Annotated in this window: 15 protein-coding genes; all 15 read right to left on the reverse strand. The window is 54.5% G+C overall.

Features of this window, described 5'->3' with window-relative positions; genetic code table 11:
* Window positions 1-150: 150 nt before the first annotated feature.
* On the reverse strand, window positions 151-555 hold the full coding sequence (locus IPI56_10720; protein ID MBK7546194.1) for a hypothetical protein: 405 nt from the start codon (window positions 553-555) through the stop codon (window positions 151-153).
* The gene (locus IPI56_10725; protein ID MBK7546195.1) at window positions 552-2,006 is read right to left on the reverse strand and encodes a hypothetical protein; all 1,455 of its coding nucleotides are present in this window, start codon (window positions 2,004-2,006) and stop codon (window positions 552-554) included. The genes IPI56_10720 and IPI56_10725 overlap by 4 nt, the downstream gene beginning before the upstream one ends.
* Window positions 1,993-7,443 carry a hypothetical protein gene (locus tag IPI56_10730; protein MBK7546196.1) on the reverse strand — a complete coding sequence of 1,817 codons (5,451 nt, stop codon included), beginning with the start codon at window positions 7,441-7,443 and terminating at the stop codon, window positions 1,993-1,995. The genes IPI56_10725 and IPI56_10730 overlap by 14 nt, the downstream gene beginning before the upstream one ends.
* Window positions 7,413-8,273, reverse strand: a complete 861-nt coding sequence (locus IPI56_10735; GenBank protein MBK7546197.1) for a hypothetical protein — start codon at window positions 8,271-8,273, stop codon at window positions 7,413-7,415. Before IPI56_10735 ends, IPI56_10730 begins: the two co-directional genes overlap by 31 nt.
* Before the next feature lies 1 nt (window position 8,274).
* Window positions 8,275-9,177, reverse strand: a complete 903-nt coding sequence (locus IPI56_10740; GenBank protein ID MBK7546198.1) for a hypothetical protein — start codon at window positions 9,175-9,177, stop codon at window positions 8,275-8,277.
* Between the two features lie 79 nt (window positions 9,178-9,256).
* Window positions 9,257-10,423, reverse strand: coding sequence for a hypothetical protein (locus IPI56_10745; GenBank protein MBK7546199.1), 1,167 nt, complete (start codon window positions 10,421-10,423; stop codon window positions 9,257-9,259).
* 335 nt (window positions 10,424-10,758) lie between these two features.
* Entirely contained in the window at window positions 10,759-12,294 is a 1,536-nt protein-coding gene (locus tag IPI56_10750; protein MBK7546200.1) for a hypothetical protein, read from the reverse strand.
* A complete protein-coding gene (locus IPI56_10755; GenBank protein ID MBK7546201.1) occupies window positions 12,294-12,944 on the reverse strand; it encodes a hypothetical protein in 651 nt (216 codons plus the stop codon). Before IPI56_10755 ends, IPI56_10750 begins: the two co-directional genes overlap by 1 nt.
* Window positions 12,945-12,953: 9 nt before the next feature.
* A complete protein-coding gene (locus tag IPI56_10760; protein MBK7546202.1) occupies window positions 12,954-13,919 on the reverse strand; it encodes a hypothetical protein in 966 nt (321 codons plus the stop codon).
* Window positions 13,920-14,669 carry a hypothetical protein gene (locus IPI56_10765; GenBank protein ID MBK7546203.1) on the reverse strand — a complete coding sequence of 250 codons (750 nt, stop codon included), beginning with the start codon at window positions 14,667-14,669 and terminating at the stop codon, window positions 13,920-13,922.
* Window positions 14,666-15,130: a hypothetical protein gene (locus tag IPI56_10770; GenBank protein MBK7546204.1), complete on the reverse strand. Its 465-nt coding sequence runs from the start codon at window positions 15,128-15,130 to the stop codon at window positions 14,666-14,668. The genes IPI56_10765 and IPI56_10770 overlap by 4 nt, the downstream gene beginning before the upstream one ends.
* A gap of 796 nt (window positions 15,131-15,926) precedes the next feature.
* Window positions 15,927-17,486 (reverse strand): hypothetical protein, encoded by a 1,560-nt coding sequence (locus tag IPI56_10775; GenBank protein MBK7546205.1) that lies wholly within the window; start codon window positions 17,484-17,486, stop codon window positions 15,927-15,929.
* Window positions 17,483-18,736, reverse strand: a complete 1,254-nt coding sequence (locus IPI56_10780; protein MBK7546206.1) for a hypothetical protein — start codon at window positions 18,734-18,736, stop codon at window positions 17,483-17,485. Before IPI56_10780 ends, IPI56_10775 begins: the two co-directional genes overlap by 4 nt.
* Window positions 18,736-18,927, reverse strand: coding sequence for a hypothetical protein (locus IPI56_10785; protein MBK7546207.1), 192 nt, complete (start codon window positions 18,925-18,927; stop codon window positions 18,736-18,738). The genes IPI56_10780 and IPI56_10785 overlap by 1 nt, the downstream gene beginning before the upstream one ends.
* 3 nt (window positions 18,928-18,930) lie before the next feature.
* Window positions 18,931-19,446 (reverse strand): hypothetical protein, encoded by a 516-nt coding sequence (locus IPI56_10790; GenBank protein ID MBK7546208.1) that lies wholly within the window; start codon window positions 19,444-19,446, stop codon window positions 18,931-18,933.
* Between the last annotated feature and the right edge of the window lie 291 nt (window positions 19,447-19,737).

Below are 19,737 nucleotides of genomic sequence, written 5' to 3' on the forward strand. Positions count from 1 at the left end.
CGAGAGACTCCAAAGCCGTCCGAAGCCCGGCAAGGAACAAGTCGTTGTCCGTCGATCTCGGTTCCGTCAGGCGGATGTGGTTTATCAAAAGCTGTCTTTCTTCGACGACAAGCCGCACGAGTTCCTTGAGCAGTTTCTCCGTTTCTTCGGTCATCGTCGTTTTACCCCTTTTTTCTCAAAATCGTCCAGCTTTCCCATGATCTCGCTGTGCCGATCCACCGCGTTTTCTTCGACGGAAACACGCCGCGCCAACCGCCCCACCTCGGCCCGCGTTTCCCGCGCCACTTCCAAATTCGCGTCCCTGTCCTCGGCGAAGATCCTCAATGTCGTGTTGAGGTCGTCCAGGCTGGACTTCAAAACCACAAGGTTTTGCACCACTTCCCGCGTCACCCTGTCGCCGTCCGCACCGCCCACGCCTTTGTCCACCCCGGCGAAGTACGCCCCGACCGCCGTTGCAACCGCCGTGATAACCCCCGCCGTAACGCCCTTCCATTTCCGGGATCGCTTCCCGACGAAGTCGCCCTCATCCGGATCTGTGGCTCGGCGGTCGGTCATTTCAGTTTTACACTGTTACTGGACTCAACATCGCTTCTTATTTTTGCAACCCGACGTTTCCAGTCGTCCATTCGCCGTTCTTTTTCTTCTTGGGAGATCCCTGGCATCCGCATGTACCGACGCAGTTCGCGCTTCGCTTCTTGGAATTCCCCCGCCTTCCGCATCCGAAACGCTTTCTTGGTGTCATCCGGGCGGATCTCCCAAGTCCGGATACCGGTAAAGAAGGCCCGCAACTCTTCCGGTACTTCCCTCGTCCGCCCAAACCGATCCTCTACGCCGTGATAAGCGTCGTACAAAGTCTTGATTTGGTATCCGGTTAACAGACCCGGCTCGTATTGGCCTTTCGCCATGCCACGGATTGAAGGAATAGGAGACGAGGCCGGGACGTAAAGCATTCGCGCTAATTCGGCCATCTTGTCTGCCGCCCGTCTCGGCATCGGATCGTTGACGTTTGCCACATTCTGCCGGTTGCGCGTGTTGAAGTTATTGAAAAGGATGCTATAAGCATCAAAAAGCGGATGCTGAAACAAGTCGATGGAATCTGTGAAACTTTCCGCGTCACCAACAAGCGCCGCTCTCGCCGCCTTGTCAAATTCGCCCGTCGGCCAGATATAACCGAGATCAAATGCCTTGATTGATCCCTCCGCCGTTCGGTAGTAGATCGGCGTCGAGTTCCTTTTGTAAATCGGTCCCATGTCCTGCAACTTGTCGAGGTTCTTTTTCTCGTCGTCGTCGATATCAAAAACTGTTCGCATTGCCATTTGCAACAGCGGAATAAACGACACAACAAATGCCAACCGAAGAGCGGGGGCCGGGTTCCCCTTCTTTATTCCTTCCCCGGATTCTTTCGCGGCGTTTATTAAAATCCGAGCCGTGTTCGCTTTGAATGATAGAAAGGGGCCAAACACACCGATGCGCCGGGCCGTCTTTACGGCTTTCGGCAACCTCGCGTAGTTCGTAAACCATTTGTCCACTTCTTGCGCGGCCTGGTTTATCGTCATCCCGTTATCACGGTATTTCAGAAATGCGGAAACCCGATAAATTAGGTCTTCGTTGTTGTAAAGTTCGCCCAACTTCTCCACGGGCCATTTGACCGTGTTCATGATCTTGTCCGGCCAACTCACCGGGTCCGAGATCATTTCCGCCATCAGCTTCGGCATCTCCGATCCCCAAAACTGCGTATCGGCAACCCGCGCCCGAACAAGCTCTTTCCATGTCCCTCTGTATTTCCCTTCCTTCCCCATAATTACACGAAGGGCTTTCCAGTAATAGGGAATGTTCGCCGGGTTTGTAATTGTGTTTCCAGCCAACACAGAAAACATCGTATTCCCAATGAAGTTCCTGGGATGAGATGGGAGAGATGCGACCGTCTTAGTCCATTTGAACGGATTGACGATGAGCTTTTCGACAAATCGAAACAGGCCGCTATCCACCGGATCAATGGCTTCCAATCAGGAAATCGTTAACTTCTTGGGTCGTGAACTTGCCGCGAACCGCGCCCCATCGGGCGACGTCGGGGATCTGCTTAAAATGCGTCTCATCAGGCTTGTCTTTGAACACGCCCTCCATCCCGGAAATCTTCGATAGGAAATCAGCGTTGTGCGCCACTGTGGATTGATCGGCCATCGTTTTGAGGTAAGCCCAAACGGGATCGGTGATCTCCCCGTACAGGTCGCGGATCTCTTTGGGAATGTCCTTCCGCTTGACGAAGTGATTTTGTGGAATGTCGATCCGCCGATCCCCACGGTGGAAAGTTACGTCCCCTTTGGAAATGATGTTTTCGATGATTCCGTTTAGTTCTTGGCTCGATGCTTTTCCAATCGTGTTCGGGTGCATTTCACGCAATTTCGCCTTGGCGCGGGAAATGACTTCGTTGGACGGTCGCCAGTTCTTTCGCTCAAACAGCTTGTAATGCCGCCCAAGGTATCGCCCGAGGTTCCGTTCAATGACGGCCTTCAATCGGTCGTTTGGCGCTGCCGTCTGTGCGATCACGCGGGACAAGGCGTCAACGTCTTCGCGCATCTTCTGGACTATCCCGGTAATATCGGCCGGAAGTTCAAAGATCGACCGTTGTCCTGTTAATGCCTCAAAGACCGCCTGCCGGAGATCATCGGACGGGTTCTCTTTGAAGTACTTAAGCAACTGTTTCCCCGTTACCGGAGCGTCAAACGCTGTCTCCATGATCTTTCCGATCCGCTCTTCGTTCGCGCGATCAATGGCTTGCCCAACCCCACGATCCGTGGTCAACCATCCACGGTAAATGCGTTGGAGTTTTGATAGTTTCGCCAGTGGGACATACCCACCGTTCGGGAGCATGGCCTTATCGCTTTCAACCCGTTCCGCCTGATACAAAATGCTCGGGTTCTCTGGGTCAAAAGTCCCGGCGTTCCCGGTGGCGGATTTGATTTGGGTTGGCTCAAAGGCAACCCAGTGGTCAAGTGCGCGTTCGCTCCCCCAATCTGCGTTGTCGATCAGATTCCGAAAAACAATCCCATCATATCCGCCGGTTTTCGCCTCGCGGATTGCATCGTGGATTTCGTTCTGAATGTCCAGAAACCTTTGCTCGCTGGCATCGAATTCAAACGGTTTTTGAATGGAGAGGTATGCCCCGACAACATTCTCTTTGGGGCTGGCCGTCTGTTCAAGTTTTTCAGCCTGGACCATAAGGCGATTCGCAAGATCGAATTTGCCAGCACGTTCTGCGGCGTTTGATTTGTCGATTAGGTCTTGAACTGGCTTCGAGTTCGCCAGTCTGCTGTACCCTGCGGCGGCGTCCTTGTTTGCGACAAAATAGAACCCGGCCTTCGCTGAGCGCGATTTTGTTACGGCCCCGAGCAAATCCTTGCTAAAGGCGTCACCCGACAATCCTTTCTCGGATGTCCCATGATAAACCACCAACGGTTTCCCATCGGCATCGACGACTTTGGAGTCGCCGAACCACCGCTTAAAGGCTTCTGTTCCCGTTTGGTCTTTCTGTTTTTCCGCCTGGTATTTAGCCTCCCCACGCCCCGCCGCGCGCCGCCGTTCCGTCCGCCCCTGCTCCACAGACTTGAACACATCCTCCGCCGTCTTCCACCCTTTCCCGGCCATGTAGCTCCGCAACTGTCCAAGCAATTCAAGAATCTTGTCGAATATCGCCTTGATCCGGCTCGGCTTCTCCATGCCCGTCCGCTTCGCCTCGTACCGGGCAAACGCCTCGGCCGCCTGCTCTTCGGTTCCAAACTTGTCCATCAAGACTTGCCGTTCCTGAACCGTCAGGACGTTGTTTAAAATGACGTGCATCGCCTCGTGATACCCGGTCCCCTGGTGGGCTCCCTTGGCAAACCGGACCAAAGCCCGAATTGTCGGGTGGTTCCTAATCGGGTACGTCGCACCTCGAATGGCAAACTTGTCCGCCGAATACTCGGTCCCGTACCCTTTCCGAAACGCCGCGCGGTCCACCTTAATAGAATCAACCAACTCGGCGAACACGGCGTCGGTCATCTTGTTGGCCGAAATGATTTTGTTAAACGCGGTCAAGGCTTCGGATTGGCCTTCGGTTGTCCCCGATGTCGGGCGGTCGGCCTGAAACATCGGTTGGCCCTGGGCCACGGATTCCCGCATGGAAGGAGTGATTTCGAGTGTGTGGACACCCAATTCCTCTGTCGGCGTGTGATCCGAGATCCACGCTTCGGCTTCTGGGATTGATTTGAAATTGTCGATCGTGAAATTCCCGCGCTTTACGACATAAAGACCATCTCTCTCTATGATCTGGTATCTGTTCTCCGGTGCCGTGATGTCGGCCACGGATACTTTTCCGCCCCATTTCTTCGTGTATTTGTTCAGGAAAGAAGGGATGATCTGGTCGTAAAAGCCCTTCATGCCTTCGCCGCCGACTTTGAGACCTTCGCCGGTAACGATCCGATTTCCACCCTTGCCGGGGGCCGAATCTACGAGCTTCTTTGCTACTTCTTTCCCAACATAATCGGCCAGTTTTTCAGCCTTGACGTTATACTGCTCAATGACGTTTTCCTTCCCCCGCCATGCTTGGAGTGTCTCCGTCTTATCGTTCCACCGAACCCCGTCAATCTGCTTTGAAAGGTCATACCGTTCCGCCTGTTGTTCCCCCGTCGTCCAGGCGATCCCGTCGTAGCCGTTGTCCACCGCCCACCGCAACATCCGCTTCAGGGCCAGTTCGTGCCATGTCTTTTTGAATGGGGCGTTGGGGACGCCGTTGACAGCAGGGTTCCGCCTTAATCCATCTTCAATTTGATTACGAACTGCCGCCTCATTTTCGCCCTGCCAAATTGATTGTCTCCCGGCGATTGTCGCAATCCATTCATTTTGCCCAAGCGGATCTCTCTTTAATTGATAATCGGAAATTACTCCTTCCTGACGGTAGCCTTTATCCCTGCCTAATTGATGCCAATCACTCTGCACCTCTTCAATAAACAGCGTCTTCTTCCCGTCGGCGGTCGTGCGGTCGTTCATTCGGACGTGGGCGATGATGTTGGGTTCGTCGAAATGAGAGGATTTGAATTGTTCACCAATTTTCTCCGTAAAAGTATCGCCCCATCGTTGGAGTGCTTCTTTTGCTTCTTCCTCTGTTTTGAATGAGGAGTGATGTTGCGTCTCACCTTCAACGAAAATTTTCCACGGATGCCCACCGTCGGTTTTCCTTATAACCATCGGACGTTTTTTAACCTGTTGGGGCAACGTCAGCAAAATCTCCCGGTAGTTCTCGCCGCCGGGGAGCTGGTAGTTGGAGAATTTGGTTTCCTTTGACCCGAGACCTTCCCCGCGCATCCGTTCAATAAATCGCTCAGCTTGCATTTCTGATTCAAACGGACCGGCATTGTAGGCGCCATCCGAATCATCCGCCATGTCATCGACGAACCAACCCGCATCATTATCCCCATTGACTTGCAAATTCATATTCGATTCAAGGGAGTCGCCCTTCACCACCTCCTTCACCTGCACCTGGTTCTGTTTCAAGAAGTCCAGCAGTTCCACCTTCGTGACCTTCTCTTTGCCTTCGAGGAACTCATTGATCCCAGACCACTCGACCTCTTCCGCCTTCACGTTCCCCTTGGCCGGATCAATGAGGTTGCGCACCATCGCCACGGGGGCGGCGTTGGGCATCTTTTCGTTTAATGTCCGTTGTAGTTGGGAATAGAAAACAGAAGCCTTTTCTGGCTCTGCTTGGTATTTGGGCTGCTGTTGGTCTAGTTGTGGAGGTTGCGGAAGTGCCGATTGGCTTTCCGCTGGTGCAGGTTGTTCAAGATTCGGAATTGCCGGAGACTGCGGTAAAGCCACCCGTTCATAATTGCCGGGAGACTGAACCGGCGCGGGGATGTTCGCATCGGCGGGCATTGCAGAAGGTAATACCCGATCAGCAGGAACGACGGGAGCATCAGCGCCCCGGCGAAGATCCAAAACGCCCGGGACGTTAACGACAGAATCAGAAGATCCAGCCAGTCGCGCGGACTCATCACCCAGAGAATAATTCGGATTCTGTTTTATGTCAAGGGGGGCAACACTTTGGCCAATAGAACTTGGCGGAATAGGCCCTTGTGGTGTGTTGTTTTCATTGAATCCGTCAGGCGGGAAATCACCGGGACCGAGCTTTCCGGCCCCCATTTGAATACCAGACCCAATCGCGGCCGGGGCCGTCATGCCGCCACCCATAACACCGCCAATCGTTGCCGCTTCGATCATCCGACCGCCAACACCCTGCATGGCGTTTGGATCAACGCCGGTCATTACTCTCGACGCCGATTGCAGGTACTCTGTCGGTGCTTCTTCAACTAATCCTTCTTGGACAATAGAAGATCCGATAGTTTTTGCGACAGCTTTTATAACCTCGCCCCGCCCTTTCTTCCCAACAGCTTCCTCAATGGCTTTTGACCATTTCCCCATAAGGGCAGGAGTTTGTTCAAGGGCTGCTTCAACGGTCCCATTAACAATGGCGTTGACGGTAGCGGCCGCTGGATTCACGTTTTCAGGCGTTGCCGCAAGTTCCTGGGCGGAAGAGGATGCCCCCATGTAAGATAATCCAGCGGCTGGAATCCCGGCCATCGTCGTTCCAATGACAATCGCCTGTTGCGGGGCTTCTTCTAGGACTTTGTAAGCGATGTAGGAAGCAATCTCGCCTGGGTCTTTCCGTTTCGCAACGGACACAAAATCTTCGCCTTTTGATCCCCATCTTCTAAAACCTTCGCTTAACTGCGTCGCCTTTTCGTCCCACCATCGGGCTTCTTTTTCAAACATCTTCGGCGACCGTTGGGCCATGTCTTCATTGCCCGTCAAAGTAACGATGGTGTTGTACGGCAACGCAAAAATGTTGGCGGCAAGATTCGGAACACGCGAAAGACCTGCCCCGATACGTGCCACGCCAGATCCAAGTGTCCGAACCACCGGTGACTGGTCAATAGCGTTGTACGTGTCCGCCGCCATTTGGCCGACCGTGTAGTCGGTGAATTTTTGCGGTGAATATTCCGGCCTCGGCGCGTTTGTCCCTGCCAACGGATTGACGCGCATCCGGGTCAGCATGTTTTTCGCTTCCGTCAATCCAGTGTCAAGGCTTAACGCCGCTTCCGCCTTCGCTTTGGCAAGGTCGCGGTTCCCGACAAGGTACGCGGTCAACGCTTCCTTGTATGTGGACATGGCGTCCGGGTTTTGTGGCATCTGTATATGAGGAACCACCGGTTGCGGAACAACCGCCGGTTGCGGCTGGTCCCATGATCCGCTCGCCCCAACACCCTTGTACCCAGTGGATGGGCCTTCGTACCCGTCCGGCGGCGCGTCGTCAGCAACAGCAACAGGCGCTGTTTCGTACCCGTCCGGAGGGATATCGAACTCTGGTTTTCTTCCAGCCATTATTTCCCACCCGTCTTTTTCTTTGCCCATTCAATGTTCGCGGGGGTTATCTTGGCCCCGATTGACTTAAGGTATTGCTCCGGAGACTGAACATTTTCAGAGGATGGCGCAGAGGGAGACGCCGGGGGTTGATTTGAAGCGGGGTCGGTTAACACACCCTCCGCGATCAGTTTCTTGGCGCGCTCAAAGAGGCCCGTAAACTCTTCGGTCTGCGTGTCCGAATAGGTCATGCGCGTGTCGATGACACGACCGGAAAACGGATCAGTCACAGCCATGTTCGGGTTCGCTTTCACGTACCAATCGACAGCCATTTTGAAGGCTTTTGTGTTTTCGCTTTGCATCTGTGACGGAGATTTCGGACGCACAGCACCATCTGATGGTTTCTGTCCGGCAGCCGGTTTGGGTTTGTTCATAGGAACGATTGGGTCTTGTTCGGTTCGAATAACCTGCCCGGTCGCCGGGTCGAAAGCCCCGCGTCGGCTTCGCCCTTGTTCGTCTTCATATACCGATTGCTGTTTGTTGGGTGTCGCTTGCCCCTTTTTTCTTGGCACCTGGGAAACGCGGGGACCGCCTTTCCCGATAGAAACAACCGTATCGAACTTCTGTTGTGGCGTCTGGCCACCATCCTCGGGCGCGGTATCGTTAAGCTGGTTCTTGATCGTTTGTTCGTAAGCGGTCCGAAGCATCTTGTCGAACTCAAGCGCCTGTTGCTGGCGCTGAATTGCCAACTGTTTCGACTGAACATCGAGCGGGTGCATTTGCTGGCTCTGGAATCCTTGCGCTGCTCCTTCCAGCATGGAAATGAAGGGGCTCTTATCGGCTTGCGCTGCGGCTAGGAGTTCGTGAACGGAGGCGGCCATTTTAAACCTCCCAAAGGTCACTATAATCGTCCCAACCGCCGCCCCCGCCGCCCCCGCCGCCCCCGCCAGAAAATAGCTTATTGGACAAGTAGCTACCACCAACCTGACCAACCATCTTCATCAGATCTTGGTAGGGGCTTGTCGTGACGGACGGAACACCGAATTGCGAAGACTGTCCGGCAACACTCTGCGCGGCTTGGATCGGTAACTGCAACTCCTGCCGACGCCGCAAGAGTTCGGCATCTCGCGCCTTGATCGCAGCGTCGTTCAACTTGCGCGTTAAAGAACCGTACTGTTGGCTCGCAGCAACGTTCTGTATTGCGGCGTTTCGTTTTGCTTCCGCGCTCTGGTAGGCCAACGGGATCGCTTGCAGACGGCGATTCAGCGCGCTGTCGGTAAGCCGCGCCAGTTCGGACGTTAGTGTTTCGTTCCCTCTGGCTTGGATATCGCCCAACTGCCGGATGGTGTTCGTGGAATAAAGACCACCAGCAAACCCGGCATTGCGTTTCAACGCACGGTTCGAGTCGGCAATTTGCCGTTCCGTCTGTTGTTTGAATGGGTCGAATTGCGCGGAAACGTCCGTCGGGTCAGTGGCGAGGTATGCCTGTAAAGCGTCGTCCCCGAGTCGGTACTGCTCCGGAATGTCTTGGGATAGCAACTGTTGAAGGTTTGAAAGCCCCTGTTGTTCGTACCCCGTGACACCGTAATCCCCGTACCCAAGCGGGACGGCTTCACCAGCCTGGAAATCACCGAATTTCCCGGATTCGGCAAACCCCATCAACTTCTGACGGGCCAACTTCTGTTCCGCAGTTTCTAACGGAACCTGGCTTGTTTTCTTTTTACCGAATAGAGAACCAACCCCCTGCGCTGCTGCGCTCGCTAAAAACGGAGCCCAAAATGCCATAAAATCCTCCTGGACGACAATTTTTCATTTAATTGATCGGCATCCAAGAGCCGTAGAAATTCTTAACAGAAAAAGCGAATTACTGATTCCACCCACTAATTGGGACGACAATCGAAAAGGAAAAACCAAGCTGGTTGAAAGACGCCAACGCAAAGTGTCCGCTTCCGAAAGAGAACCCGGTATAGCTGCGCATCGACACTTTCGTGGAATCGTATAGACACATTGCGCCGACATATTCCGTGTCCGCATCGGAGCCGATCCCGGAGTAACCAACAAGGGTCGCGTACAGATCGCTCTCGGTTGTCGCCGTGCTTGTTGGGAAAAGCGTCGTATCAACCGACAGGCTTGAAGGGAGCGCAAACAAATACGTCCCGCTCCCACTCGACGCCCCCGTTGTGTTGCTATGTTTGTACCGCCAAATAATTTCGGCGGAGTTCCCGACGCGCCGCCAAACCACCTTGTCAACGTCAGGCGACGATGCTTTGTTCGGGTTCGTGGTCGTTGCCGTTATCGTAATGGCTCCGCCGTCCACCCATCCCGTTTCAGTCTTTCGATCCAAGATCTGCCAGTTCGTCCCGTCACACACCAACACAACGGTTTCGTTTATTGTGTTCAACGTTGTCGTTAACGACCCGTCAATCGTCTCCGTACTGTTTCCGTCGATTGTGATGATATTCGTCAAGGAAGAGTCCGTTTTCTTTATCGTCAGCACTCGCCCGGTGTTGCCAGATGCGGCATACAGTGTGACAGTAAACGCGGCTCCACTACAGAGAATTGCGTCATCGTCCGTGGTTGCCGTGTAGCTCCCCGTCTTCGTGGTATAGTTGATAGATCCAACAGCACCAGCGGCCAGCTTCGCCCTTGTCACGTTGGCGTCCGTGATCTTAACCGTCGTCACGGCGTCGGTGGCCAGCTTATCAGCCGTCACGTTTGCGTCCGTGATGTTGGCTGTCAAGATCCCATTCGTGGGAACAAGTTTGTAACCAGTCCACGACGCGCCGTCATAGTATTCCAACTGCTCCAACTGCGTGTTGAAATAGAGTTCTCCGGTAGACGGAGACGCGGGCCGCGCCGCCGTGTTTCCGCGCTTTCCCGTCCACTTATAAACCGGGTTCGCCGTGTCCGCGCCGGGGAACACACCCTCTTCCGTCAACGCCGTTTCAACGTCGGTTTTAAATTCTCGAATGACGTTGTCGCCCAAATTGATATTGTCAGAACCTGCCGGGACCGCTGTATTCCAGGTCATGCTTGCCTCCTAAAAAACCATCAAAGTAAATGAAGTGCTTGCCGCGTCCGATTTCAAATATAGCGTTGTCGCTGTGTTCGATGTTGCTCCGTCGTAAACGCTTCCAGCCGCCGCCTGTTTTGTGACGATATATCCAGTCGGAACTTTTCCCAACCCGTGAGCGATGGAAAATTCGGTTCCCGGTGTTCCGTGTGACGTTACGGAAACGATGGACACATCCGCATTGTCTGAAAACGATAGACCCCTATCGAGGATCGCGCGCAACACAAGGGACCACTCGTAAATGGATGGCGTGAGATCGTTCCCGCGCGGCAAAAGCGGGTCCGCGTATCTCGTCATTTGCGGGCCTCCCGCGAAGTCGCTTCCACTTGGTACTTCTTAATTAGGAACGTCTCGTTTACCGTTCCGTTTGAGAACCGAAACCGTATCCGGGAAGAAACAACGTCGACATAAACATTGATCGGCGATGCGTCCGTCGGATAGTAACTCCCAAGCGTTTTAGTCCCGGCCGCCACCCAAGACTCCCCGCCATCAATGGAATACTCAACAGTGACTGTACTCCCGGTTGCCCACATTTCGATGCCCTTCCACCGCATCATCGTGTCCAGGTCGGGCAACCCGTAATCGTTCGCGTTGAAATCTTTGGTTTCAAAATTGGCCGATATCGCCGTCCCGTTGTCGGACGACGTGCCATTCACCAAGTACGTGGAATTGCCAGACGAATCTCCAAAAACGATGCGCTTGCTCGATGACTGGAAAGACGCTGAATCCCACGCGGTCGTCTGCGAATCCCACGTCCCCGCCATAGAGTCCCACGTTGCTTCGGATGTATTGATGTACAAGGACATTGCCGTCATGTTCGCTCGAACGTCTTTGTAGACCTGCCCTGTTTTCCAATTGTATTTGTATATGGTGTCAGGGATTGCGGAGTTTCCAAGAGGGACGGCGCACCAGTATTCACCGATTTCCTCGATGACCAAACCAAACGACCGGTGGATGGCCGCCGGATTAACAGAGTCGCGGATTTCTTCTTGGATCGGGGCCTCTATCAACGGCGCGAAAGAACCGTCGAAAGTATGTATCCCATCGTAGGCCAAAAACACATGCTCCCCGTTCGGAAGGTTCGCAATCGTCGCCTCCGCCGCTGTCCCGATGCCTGTTGGACGTCGATCAAACCGAAACACATCCGCCGTCGATACGAGCTGACCGACGTATATGGACTCGTGTTTGTGGACGGCGAGATGGTTCCCAAAGAGTCCAAACCCGGTAATGTTCCCGGGATCTTCAATAAGATCAATGCTGCCAGCGTTTCCGCCAGACCACGTTTCCGGATCACCAGTCTCGCTCCATTGAACGCGACTGTAGTAAGTGTTTCCACCGTCAGTGATGTACCCAAGCACCAAATAAGGCCCGACAGCTTTGACGTACTTCGCTTTGGGTGGCGTCCCCCCAAGGCTGGCGTCATTGCCCGCCGCAGAGATCTTTCTAATGGCGTCAGTGCCGTTCGTGAAAACGGCAATTTTTGCCCCCGCGAGAAGCGGGAATGTGTAACTAATGGGGGTGTCAATCGTCCCGGTCATCGCCGAAGCGGTCACGCTGGCCCACGTGCTTGTTGCTTTGTTCAACGCTTCGACCTCTGTGAGTCCAACACGGATTAATCGTGTCGTAGTGCCAACAACAAGCTCGAAATACCGCATTATCCGTTCGCCAAGGGACGATCCAATCGCCATCGTCCCAACCCGTTTTTGAATAAGATTTCGGCGGACATCCATGTTCCATGTGTTTGTCAAAGAACGGGTGTCAACGAATTCGCCAGGCCTGTCAACGACAAGGCCCTTTGACGGGAGCGGTATGTTTAGCTTGACCGGCATTAAACCTCCACCTGCTTCACCGTAAATACTTCTTGCTCGTTTCGCAGATCACGTATCTTGAGCTTTTGAACTTCTTTCTCATAAAGCGTGTAGTTCTTTGTTGCCAATCCATCCTCATCAAGGGCGTCGTATATTCGTCCTAAAACGCCGTACCGCAAACATTCTCTCCCGATATCCGAAAACGGAACAGACGATGTTGCGCTCGTAACTGGATCAGCAAGGACGGTCGTATAATCGAGTTGGTAAATGTAATCCGTCCGATCCGGGACAGGCCCCAAAAGAATTTGTTTCCCGAAAATGCAGTAGTCCGTTGGTTGACCCGTGATCGCGTCGTCATCGTCCGGGTCAGGGAACCGCTCATTAAATTCGAGCTTTGACCGTTTCTGCAAACCCCACGAAGCGTTCCCATCCGCGAATCGGACGTCTCCAACGATCGATCCGAAATCGTCCGGCAGGTCCAACTTGTAGTCGCCAAGCGCCGTTATACCAGCAGTGGTATAGGCTTCGACCTTTTGGGCGTCAAAACCGAACCGAACCTGCAAATCGAGGATGGTGTCTGTAATGGCTTCGTAAATTTCCGTTTCTTTGTCCGTTCGTTTAAACGTCCGAACGATGTAGTCGTAAAGCTCCGATCCTGTCATCAAATCCATAGATCCCCCTTATCCCTGGGTAAACAGTTCCACAAGCTGAACGTCGGCCCCTGTCGCCGTGAATTTGAACATAACCTTGTCGCCGTTCAAGTCGGCCGCCGCAAGGTCGATCTTGTAAACGCCACTGCCAACAGAAGAAACGGCGTTCGCGCACGAAGCAAACCCCCCACCGTCAATGGCTCTTTGCGCCGTTACTGTCAGTCCAGCAAGAGGCGCTTTGGTCGTGGCGTCGTACATTGGAAACATGAAATTGCTGAAGACCGCGTTTTTAACTGGCCGAATGCTGAGCGTTCCGCCGCTCACGTTTGAAATGTCATCCGCAATCGATGCTCCCGCCGGAGCGCCAAGCCGCGTGTAACTGTCCCCCGTCAGATAATCAACAATGCGCTTCCCAATGCTTCCGGCGGTTGATAACGCCGCGCTTAAAGCGTCCCATACGGCCTGGACACCGCCAGCAGAGAGTGCATACCCCGTCTTATCGTTGTTGGTCGTCACCGTCACGCCGTTTGTCACGGTCGTGGTTGTCGGCATCACGTTGTTTGTTCCGGCGTACCCTGTCCCGTCAAAGAACGATTCGGCGTTGTCCGCCGCCGTCGCGTCTCCACTAATCTGCGCCACATTTACCGAAGCATTCGCCACGTACCCAGGAGCCGACGCCGCAAACAAAGCGTCGTACACGGCCTCCTCCAAAACCCGGTATTTGTGGAACACCGGCAACGCCCCGGAAACAACAACGGTAATCTCCATCTCGCCAACTGTTGCCGTGTCCGTTGCGTCCAGGGTGATACCGTAAACTCCATTGACGCGGTGCGTCCCGCCACCGCTGTTCTTGTTCGCCGATGCCCCACCGTTAACCACCAGCTTAATATCGGTATTGTTGATAGTCAGCGCCGTTTCCGCTGTTTTAAAATCCGTTTCATCCACAAAAGGACCGATGGCTACCGACTGCGATGCCGTGCTTTGTCTTAAGAACATCTAGGCGGCCCTCCGCATCTGTTGGTAATACACCCAAGGTCGCGCCCGCACGAACGGAAACGCAAGTGACGGGTTGTCTTCACCATATTTCCCCATGTCCGTGTGGTAAAGTCGGACATCTTGCAACGTCAAAATGGTTTGAACGCAAAACGGATCAGCTAGACTCCCGTTGTACCAACTGTAATCGGCTCCAAACCACCGCTCCGAGGCCACCCGTGGGTAATCGGACAGAAACCTGGGAACCGTCGCCGCAACACTCCCCTCTTGCTTCCCATCAACAAAGAGCGTCATTGTCCCACTGTTTGAACCGTACACGCCAACCGCACTATGCCAAAGACCGTCATTGAAACTGCTTGAAGAACTTACCACGTTAAAAAACGGAGACAATCCGGCAATGTTGATTTTCCCGGTCCCGCCCTCGTTCGCCCTCATATAAATCACTATCCCGCCACCTACCGACAGCGGGAAATCCATTAAGGTCATGCTTGCCGTCGTCGCCGTGTGCTTGAACCGCACACCGAACGAACACCCCGGACCGACATTGAACGACGGGAGTGTGTACGCCTGGTTCGTCCCGTTGAATACGGCGCATTGCCCGTATTTCCCGTATGCCCGAGTCGGTTCCCCAACACGCACCAAACTTCCACGCCCTCCAACAAAAGAAGATGTTTGCCCGCTCCCCATCGTGTACCCGAACATTCCGCCACGTGTTTCAAGAATCTTCCCGAACCGCGTCCCTTGGAGCATCATTGCACCTCTGGATAGACGCCGACCCAATACAAGTAGTGGTTGCCACCCGTCGAGTCCAAATTCACACCCGTATCGTGGACAATACCAATCCCCCACTCCGGCCCCGGGTTCTCAATAACGGCCACTCCGTAAATCAAATCGCCAGCCGCAGGGCTCGCCTTGTTGCCGATGGTACGCACCTCGTCAGCGTTCAGCCGTGTCCAGCCCGCATCCGAAGCACCGGCCCCATCGTCACGGGTCGTCCCGTCCCCACGAATTGCGTAAACGTAAGCGAAGCGGTTCCCCGTTGGAGTCGTTGAACCCAATTTCAGCTTTATGTACGCATAAATCCTTTTGTATCCCTGCGTGTTCGTTATCAAAGTCGATTGCTGACCTACTCCGACTGTCGAACTCGCCAAGTTCGCCACCGTAATCGTAAACGCCGCAGGTGTTGAAAACTTTTCCGGAATAGCATTGGCCATTAGAGAGCCCTCGCTTGGTCAATATCCCAATATCGAACCACCACCCCATCACCGAACAACGCTTCCGCCCTAGACGATCCACGCCACTGCAACACTTCCAACTGTGTCCGGCTTGCTCCGCTTGGGAATAGTTGCGCAAAATGTGTCCTAATCGTCGCGTCACTCGGATCAACATGACCACACGCGATAATCGCACCGTACAACTGCTTTTGGTCAGCGGTCAAGCCAATGTATTGCCCGTATGTCGTTGCCCCGATTATCTCCCCAGGACTCCACACGGGTGCGCAAAACGCGCCTAAACGGGTCCGTGTTGTTGGTTGCAACCAAATTCATCATCGCCTCTATTTCGATCCCAAATTTACCAGCATACCCAAGTCCCGCCGGATCTGCGTCCAGTTCAGCCCTTAATTCAGGATATTCCGATTCCGTTAAACCCATATTTACCTCCGGCTCCAACTCACTGTTGACGTTGTGCGCTTAACCCAAAAGTCTCCGTTCACATTCGCGTTCGGATATCTCGGGTTCCACATCATGTATCCAAAGCCCATAAACACAAAATCCATCCACACCCCACGACCCGCTTGCGCGATTTGGTTGTTTGTTCTGTACTGCCACGCAAACGCAGGATCGGGCGTCCGCGTCGTCCATGCCGTTGAACCAACCGCACGTTTTGACCATGCGTCCGAGTCGCCTTCCGGTATACGGAAACTCCAAACCTCACCACCACCAGAACCCAACCCAAGCCAATCAATAATCGACCCAACAAACAAAGTCGCCCGTGTACGCCAGTTTCTAATCACTCTTGCGTCACCACAGTGAAGTCCTGCTGCAAAGCTCCAGACGACGTGAACTTTAATTTTATGCAGTTCCCATTAAGGTCGCCCGCAGACAAATCGATCTTGTAGGTCCCAGCGGATATTTCAGAAACGCTGTTCGCGCAAGTGGCGTACCCGCCTCCATCAATGGCTCGTTGCGCCGTTACGCTTAGGCCCGTCTTTGGCAGGTTCGTTGTGCTGTCGTACATCGTAAACATGAATCCAGAAAATGCCGTGTTCTTCTTCATGTTCACGCGGCTTGACACTTTGACACCTTCCCCAAACGACCCCGCAGCAACGTGGTCAGCCCGCGCTTCGTCCCAAACAGCATCGGCCACTTGCGCCGCTGTCGGTGCAGAACCACCACCGGCGTTGTCAGCGATTTCCTTAACAACAGATCCGGCGACTGCCGAAGCGAACGTTGTCCCGCTGTCTGTGTCGAACATATCCGCCAATGCACTGGCTGTCAGGCCCCCAATCGTTCCCGAGAGGTTCCCGGTGACATTGCCTTCAATGTCCGCAGCCCCGCCTGTCCCATTTGCGTCGATGCCTTTTCCGGACGTCGCACCTCCGGACGCATCAATCCCATCCCCCGTCGTTCCACCAACAGCGGATATCCCCGATCCGGTTCCGTTGCCCTCTGCGCGAATCCCACTTCCGTTGTTTGTCCCGATCGCCCTGATTCCGTAATTTACTCCATTAGTGCCACGAGCCTGGACTGTCATGGCGTCATTCCCGACAGACCCACCAAGAACATAAAGGCCCACTCCGCCCGTCGTCGACTCAATCCGCATTCCAGTCGACCCTACCGACTCCACATGAACACCGTTCCCGCTTGGAGACTGGACATAAATTCCCTTGCCCGTGTTATTTCCGACAATGTGCGCCCCGTGCCCATCGCTTCCGGTAGACTCTGCCACTAACGCCGTTCCAGCATTATTAATGATGTTCAACTGCTTAAGGTTCAACGTCGCGTTGTTCCCGTTCGTCGCCTGGTTGTCAATAGCGCTCATGTTCGAATCCATGCGCCCGCCAACCAACGCCGCCGGGAGACGCGTTTGAATGTCGTTTGTGTCCGACTGAATCGACGCCGTTTCCGCTTTCACTGCCGCGACGTCCGCGCTAACGGACGCTCCGGCGGGAGCCCCAAGCCGCACATAAGCATCGCCCGTTTGCGGTGTGTGACCCGTCAATGTCGTCACCGTAGGAATAACAGCCCCCGTGTGCGTCACCGCCGCCAAAGTTACCGTTTCACCTGGAAGACCCGAAACAACTTGCCAAACCAGATCGGAAGGGTCTGCCGCCGTCCCCGTAACGTGCAAAGCCAGATCCCCAAGCGTGTCTGTGTGGCTCGAAGTCAAAGCGATTGAATACCAACCGTTACCGCGCTCCGTCACCGTAGGGCTGATTGATGCGAACGCCGCCCCATTCTTTGACGCCGTAATGGTAAGCGTCAACCCTGTTTTCCCGGCCAAATGGTCCGCCGAGTCGGTCATGAACACCATCTTATCCAGCGCCGTCGATTGCTTCAAAAGGCTCATCGGTTCACCACCCGCCCTCGGCTGTATGTGTTTCCGCCGCCGCCAGCCACAAGCGTCCCTGTGTATTCTTCGTTCGGGCCATAAATGTAAGCGTTTTCAACCTTGTTAATCGGCGGATACCCACCTGTTACTCCCTCTACAGTAATCTGTATCATGAGATCGAAATAGATCCGGCCGCTCGCTGTTCGCTGAAACATCCCAATTCCCTCGCCTTCCCTTAAACAGATATCGTAGAGGCTGTCATGTGGATGACGCCCACCGAACGGTTGCGAAGTGTGGTATACGTCTTGCACTTGCGGATGGAAACCCGCCAGGCCAGGGCCAACCCCCCTCCCGGCCCCGACCTTGTACGCATGGTGAGGGATCACGATAAAGGCTCCCCGTTTGCTCCCGTCCATAGTCACTTTCACGTTCCCTCGAACGACAATGTTCGCGTCCAGGCTGTTCGCGGTATCAAACGGGTCCGCCGTTGCCGTATACCCGCTGGTTTCGTCAATGCTGTCAATCCGCTCCACGGTCACCTGCGGACGTACGTCCGTCCCGATTTCGCGGAGCGTCACGCGGAAAACTTCCAAAACAACACCGGAGCCACTCCCGTTCATCAAACTCAAAAGCGGCAACGGAGAAATGTAACACGGAAACTTGTACCGATAACAGGCCCCGGTCGAAACGACTCGGACACTCACACCGGCTTCCAGCCAATGGGGGTAAGCGTTCGTCACGTTCGCCGTGTCAAGGGCGATCCCCTGCCCTTCGCGCAGGACGATCTTTTGCGCGTCGCCAGATCCGCCGCCCCATTGGTCTACAATGTCGTGAAGATCAGACAGGCCCATCCGCGACGAGAACGACCCCAACGCCCGCGTCTCGTTTGCGCACGGGACAGCGCACAGTGTGTCAATGGCCGTCCCCGTGGTCGTGATCGCCGCCGGTCGCCGACACATCACAACCTGCGAAGGCAGGTCCGCGTTATTGGTGTCGATGGTGTAGGCTGGCATGATTTCGTCCGTCACCGTGTGCGCCGTGATCCTTTGCAGGGCAATGTTGGTTCCAACCGCCGTGGCGGTCGTCTGCGCCAACAACCGTTCCGCTTTGATTTGCCGAACACGAACCAACTTACCGCTCCCCGTTTTGTTAAACACCGCCAACGTCGACACATGCGTCAGGTAAGGATGGCCGGTAACAGCCGTTGTGGGCATTTCTATAGAGAAAGCCCACTCCTTAACTTCGTCGTGTAGGCGGAATGTTTCCATCAAGGAGCCTCGGCAACCACCCAATCGTCAGCGATCTCGTCAGCGGCAAGAAGCGGTTGCCCTTCACGAGCCGCGTCTACGGCGGCGGCGTAGGTTTTGTGCCCAAAAGACACATAAATGCCGCTCGGCCGTTTTGCCACGTTCGTTATAATCCGCCCCGGCTGTCCCCAAATATCGGCCAACGTCGCCATGTCTTACTCCTTCGTGAAAAGAATCCGGCTGTGCAACAGTCCCGCAGCGCCGGAAACGTTGTAAAGCATAAACATCTTGTCTTGCCGCAACGTGATCGGCTGAATGTCGGAATGGGGAATCCATTGATAAACTTTGTTCAATGGCAAGAAGCATTCCAGCTCGTCAGAAGTCGCCGTGGACGCCGCCGCTTCGTCAGAAGACCAAATCCACGTATCCAGCGTGTTCGCGGTCCCCCCGATGGTCCCGGCGTGACCATACGTCGCCGTCGTCGGAGCGCTGTTCGTCGTGTCCAAAGACACCGGCGTGACCGCCGTCGGGGCCGTCAGCGTTGCGGTCCCCGTGTATAAACGACACTCCATCTGGCACACCACGCCCGTGACCGCCGCCGTCTGTGCGTTCGACAGACCGGCTTCCCGAATCTTCAAAACTTCCGTCGCGTGTCCGTTCAGAACCGCCGCCATGTTTTTGGTAGCGGCAAAAGCCACGCCCGCGCAATGCAAGTTAAACGTCTGTGCCATTGTCAGCCTCCTGTCGGGAGGCTAAAAGCCTTCCCCGTTCCTACTGTCTGCTTGAATGCAAAAACCTCATTGTCTCGGTTCGACACCACAACACGGTATCGTCCCTCTTCCAAGGCCCTGATCGAGTCAAGAAAAGCGTCGTTTCTCGGACCAGGTCCAAACTTTCGGAGGCAGTCAACCCGCCTCCCGTTCTGTATGGCCAGCACGTTGTTGACCATCGCGGTCCTCATGGGCTCGGTAACAATTTCAGGCGACTGGAACGTCCACATACGCTCCACGGGGTCGAACACT

This window comes from Elusimicrobiota bacterium (genome assembly GCA_016706425.1).
Taxonomy (GTDB): Bacteria; Elusimicrobiota; Elusimicrobia; order FEN-1173; family FEN-1173; genus JADJJR01.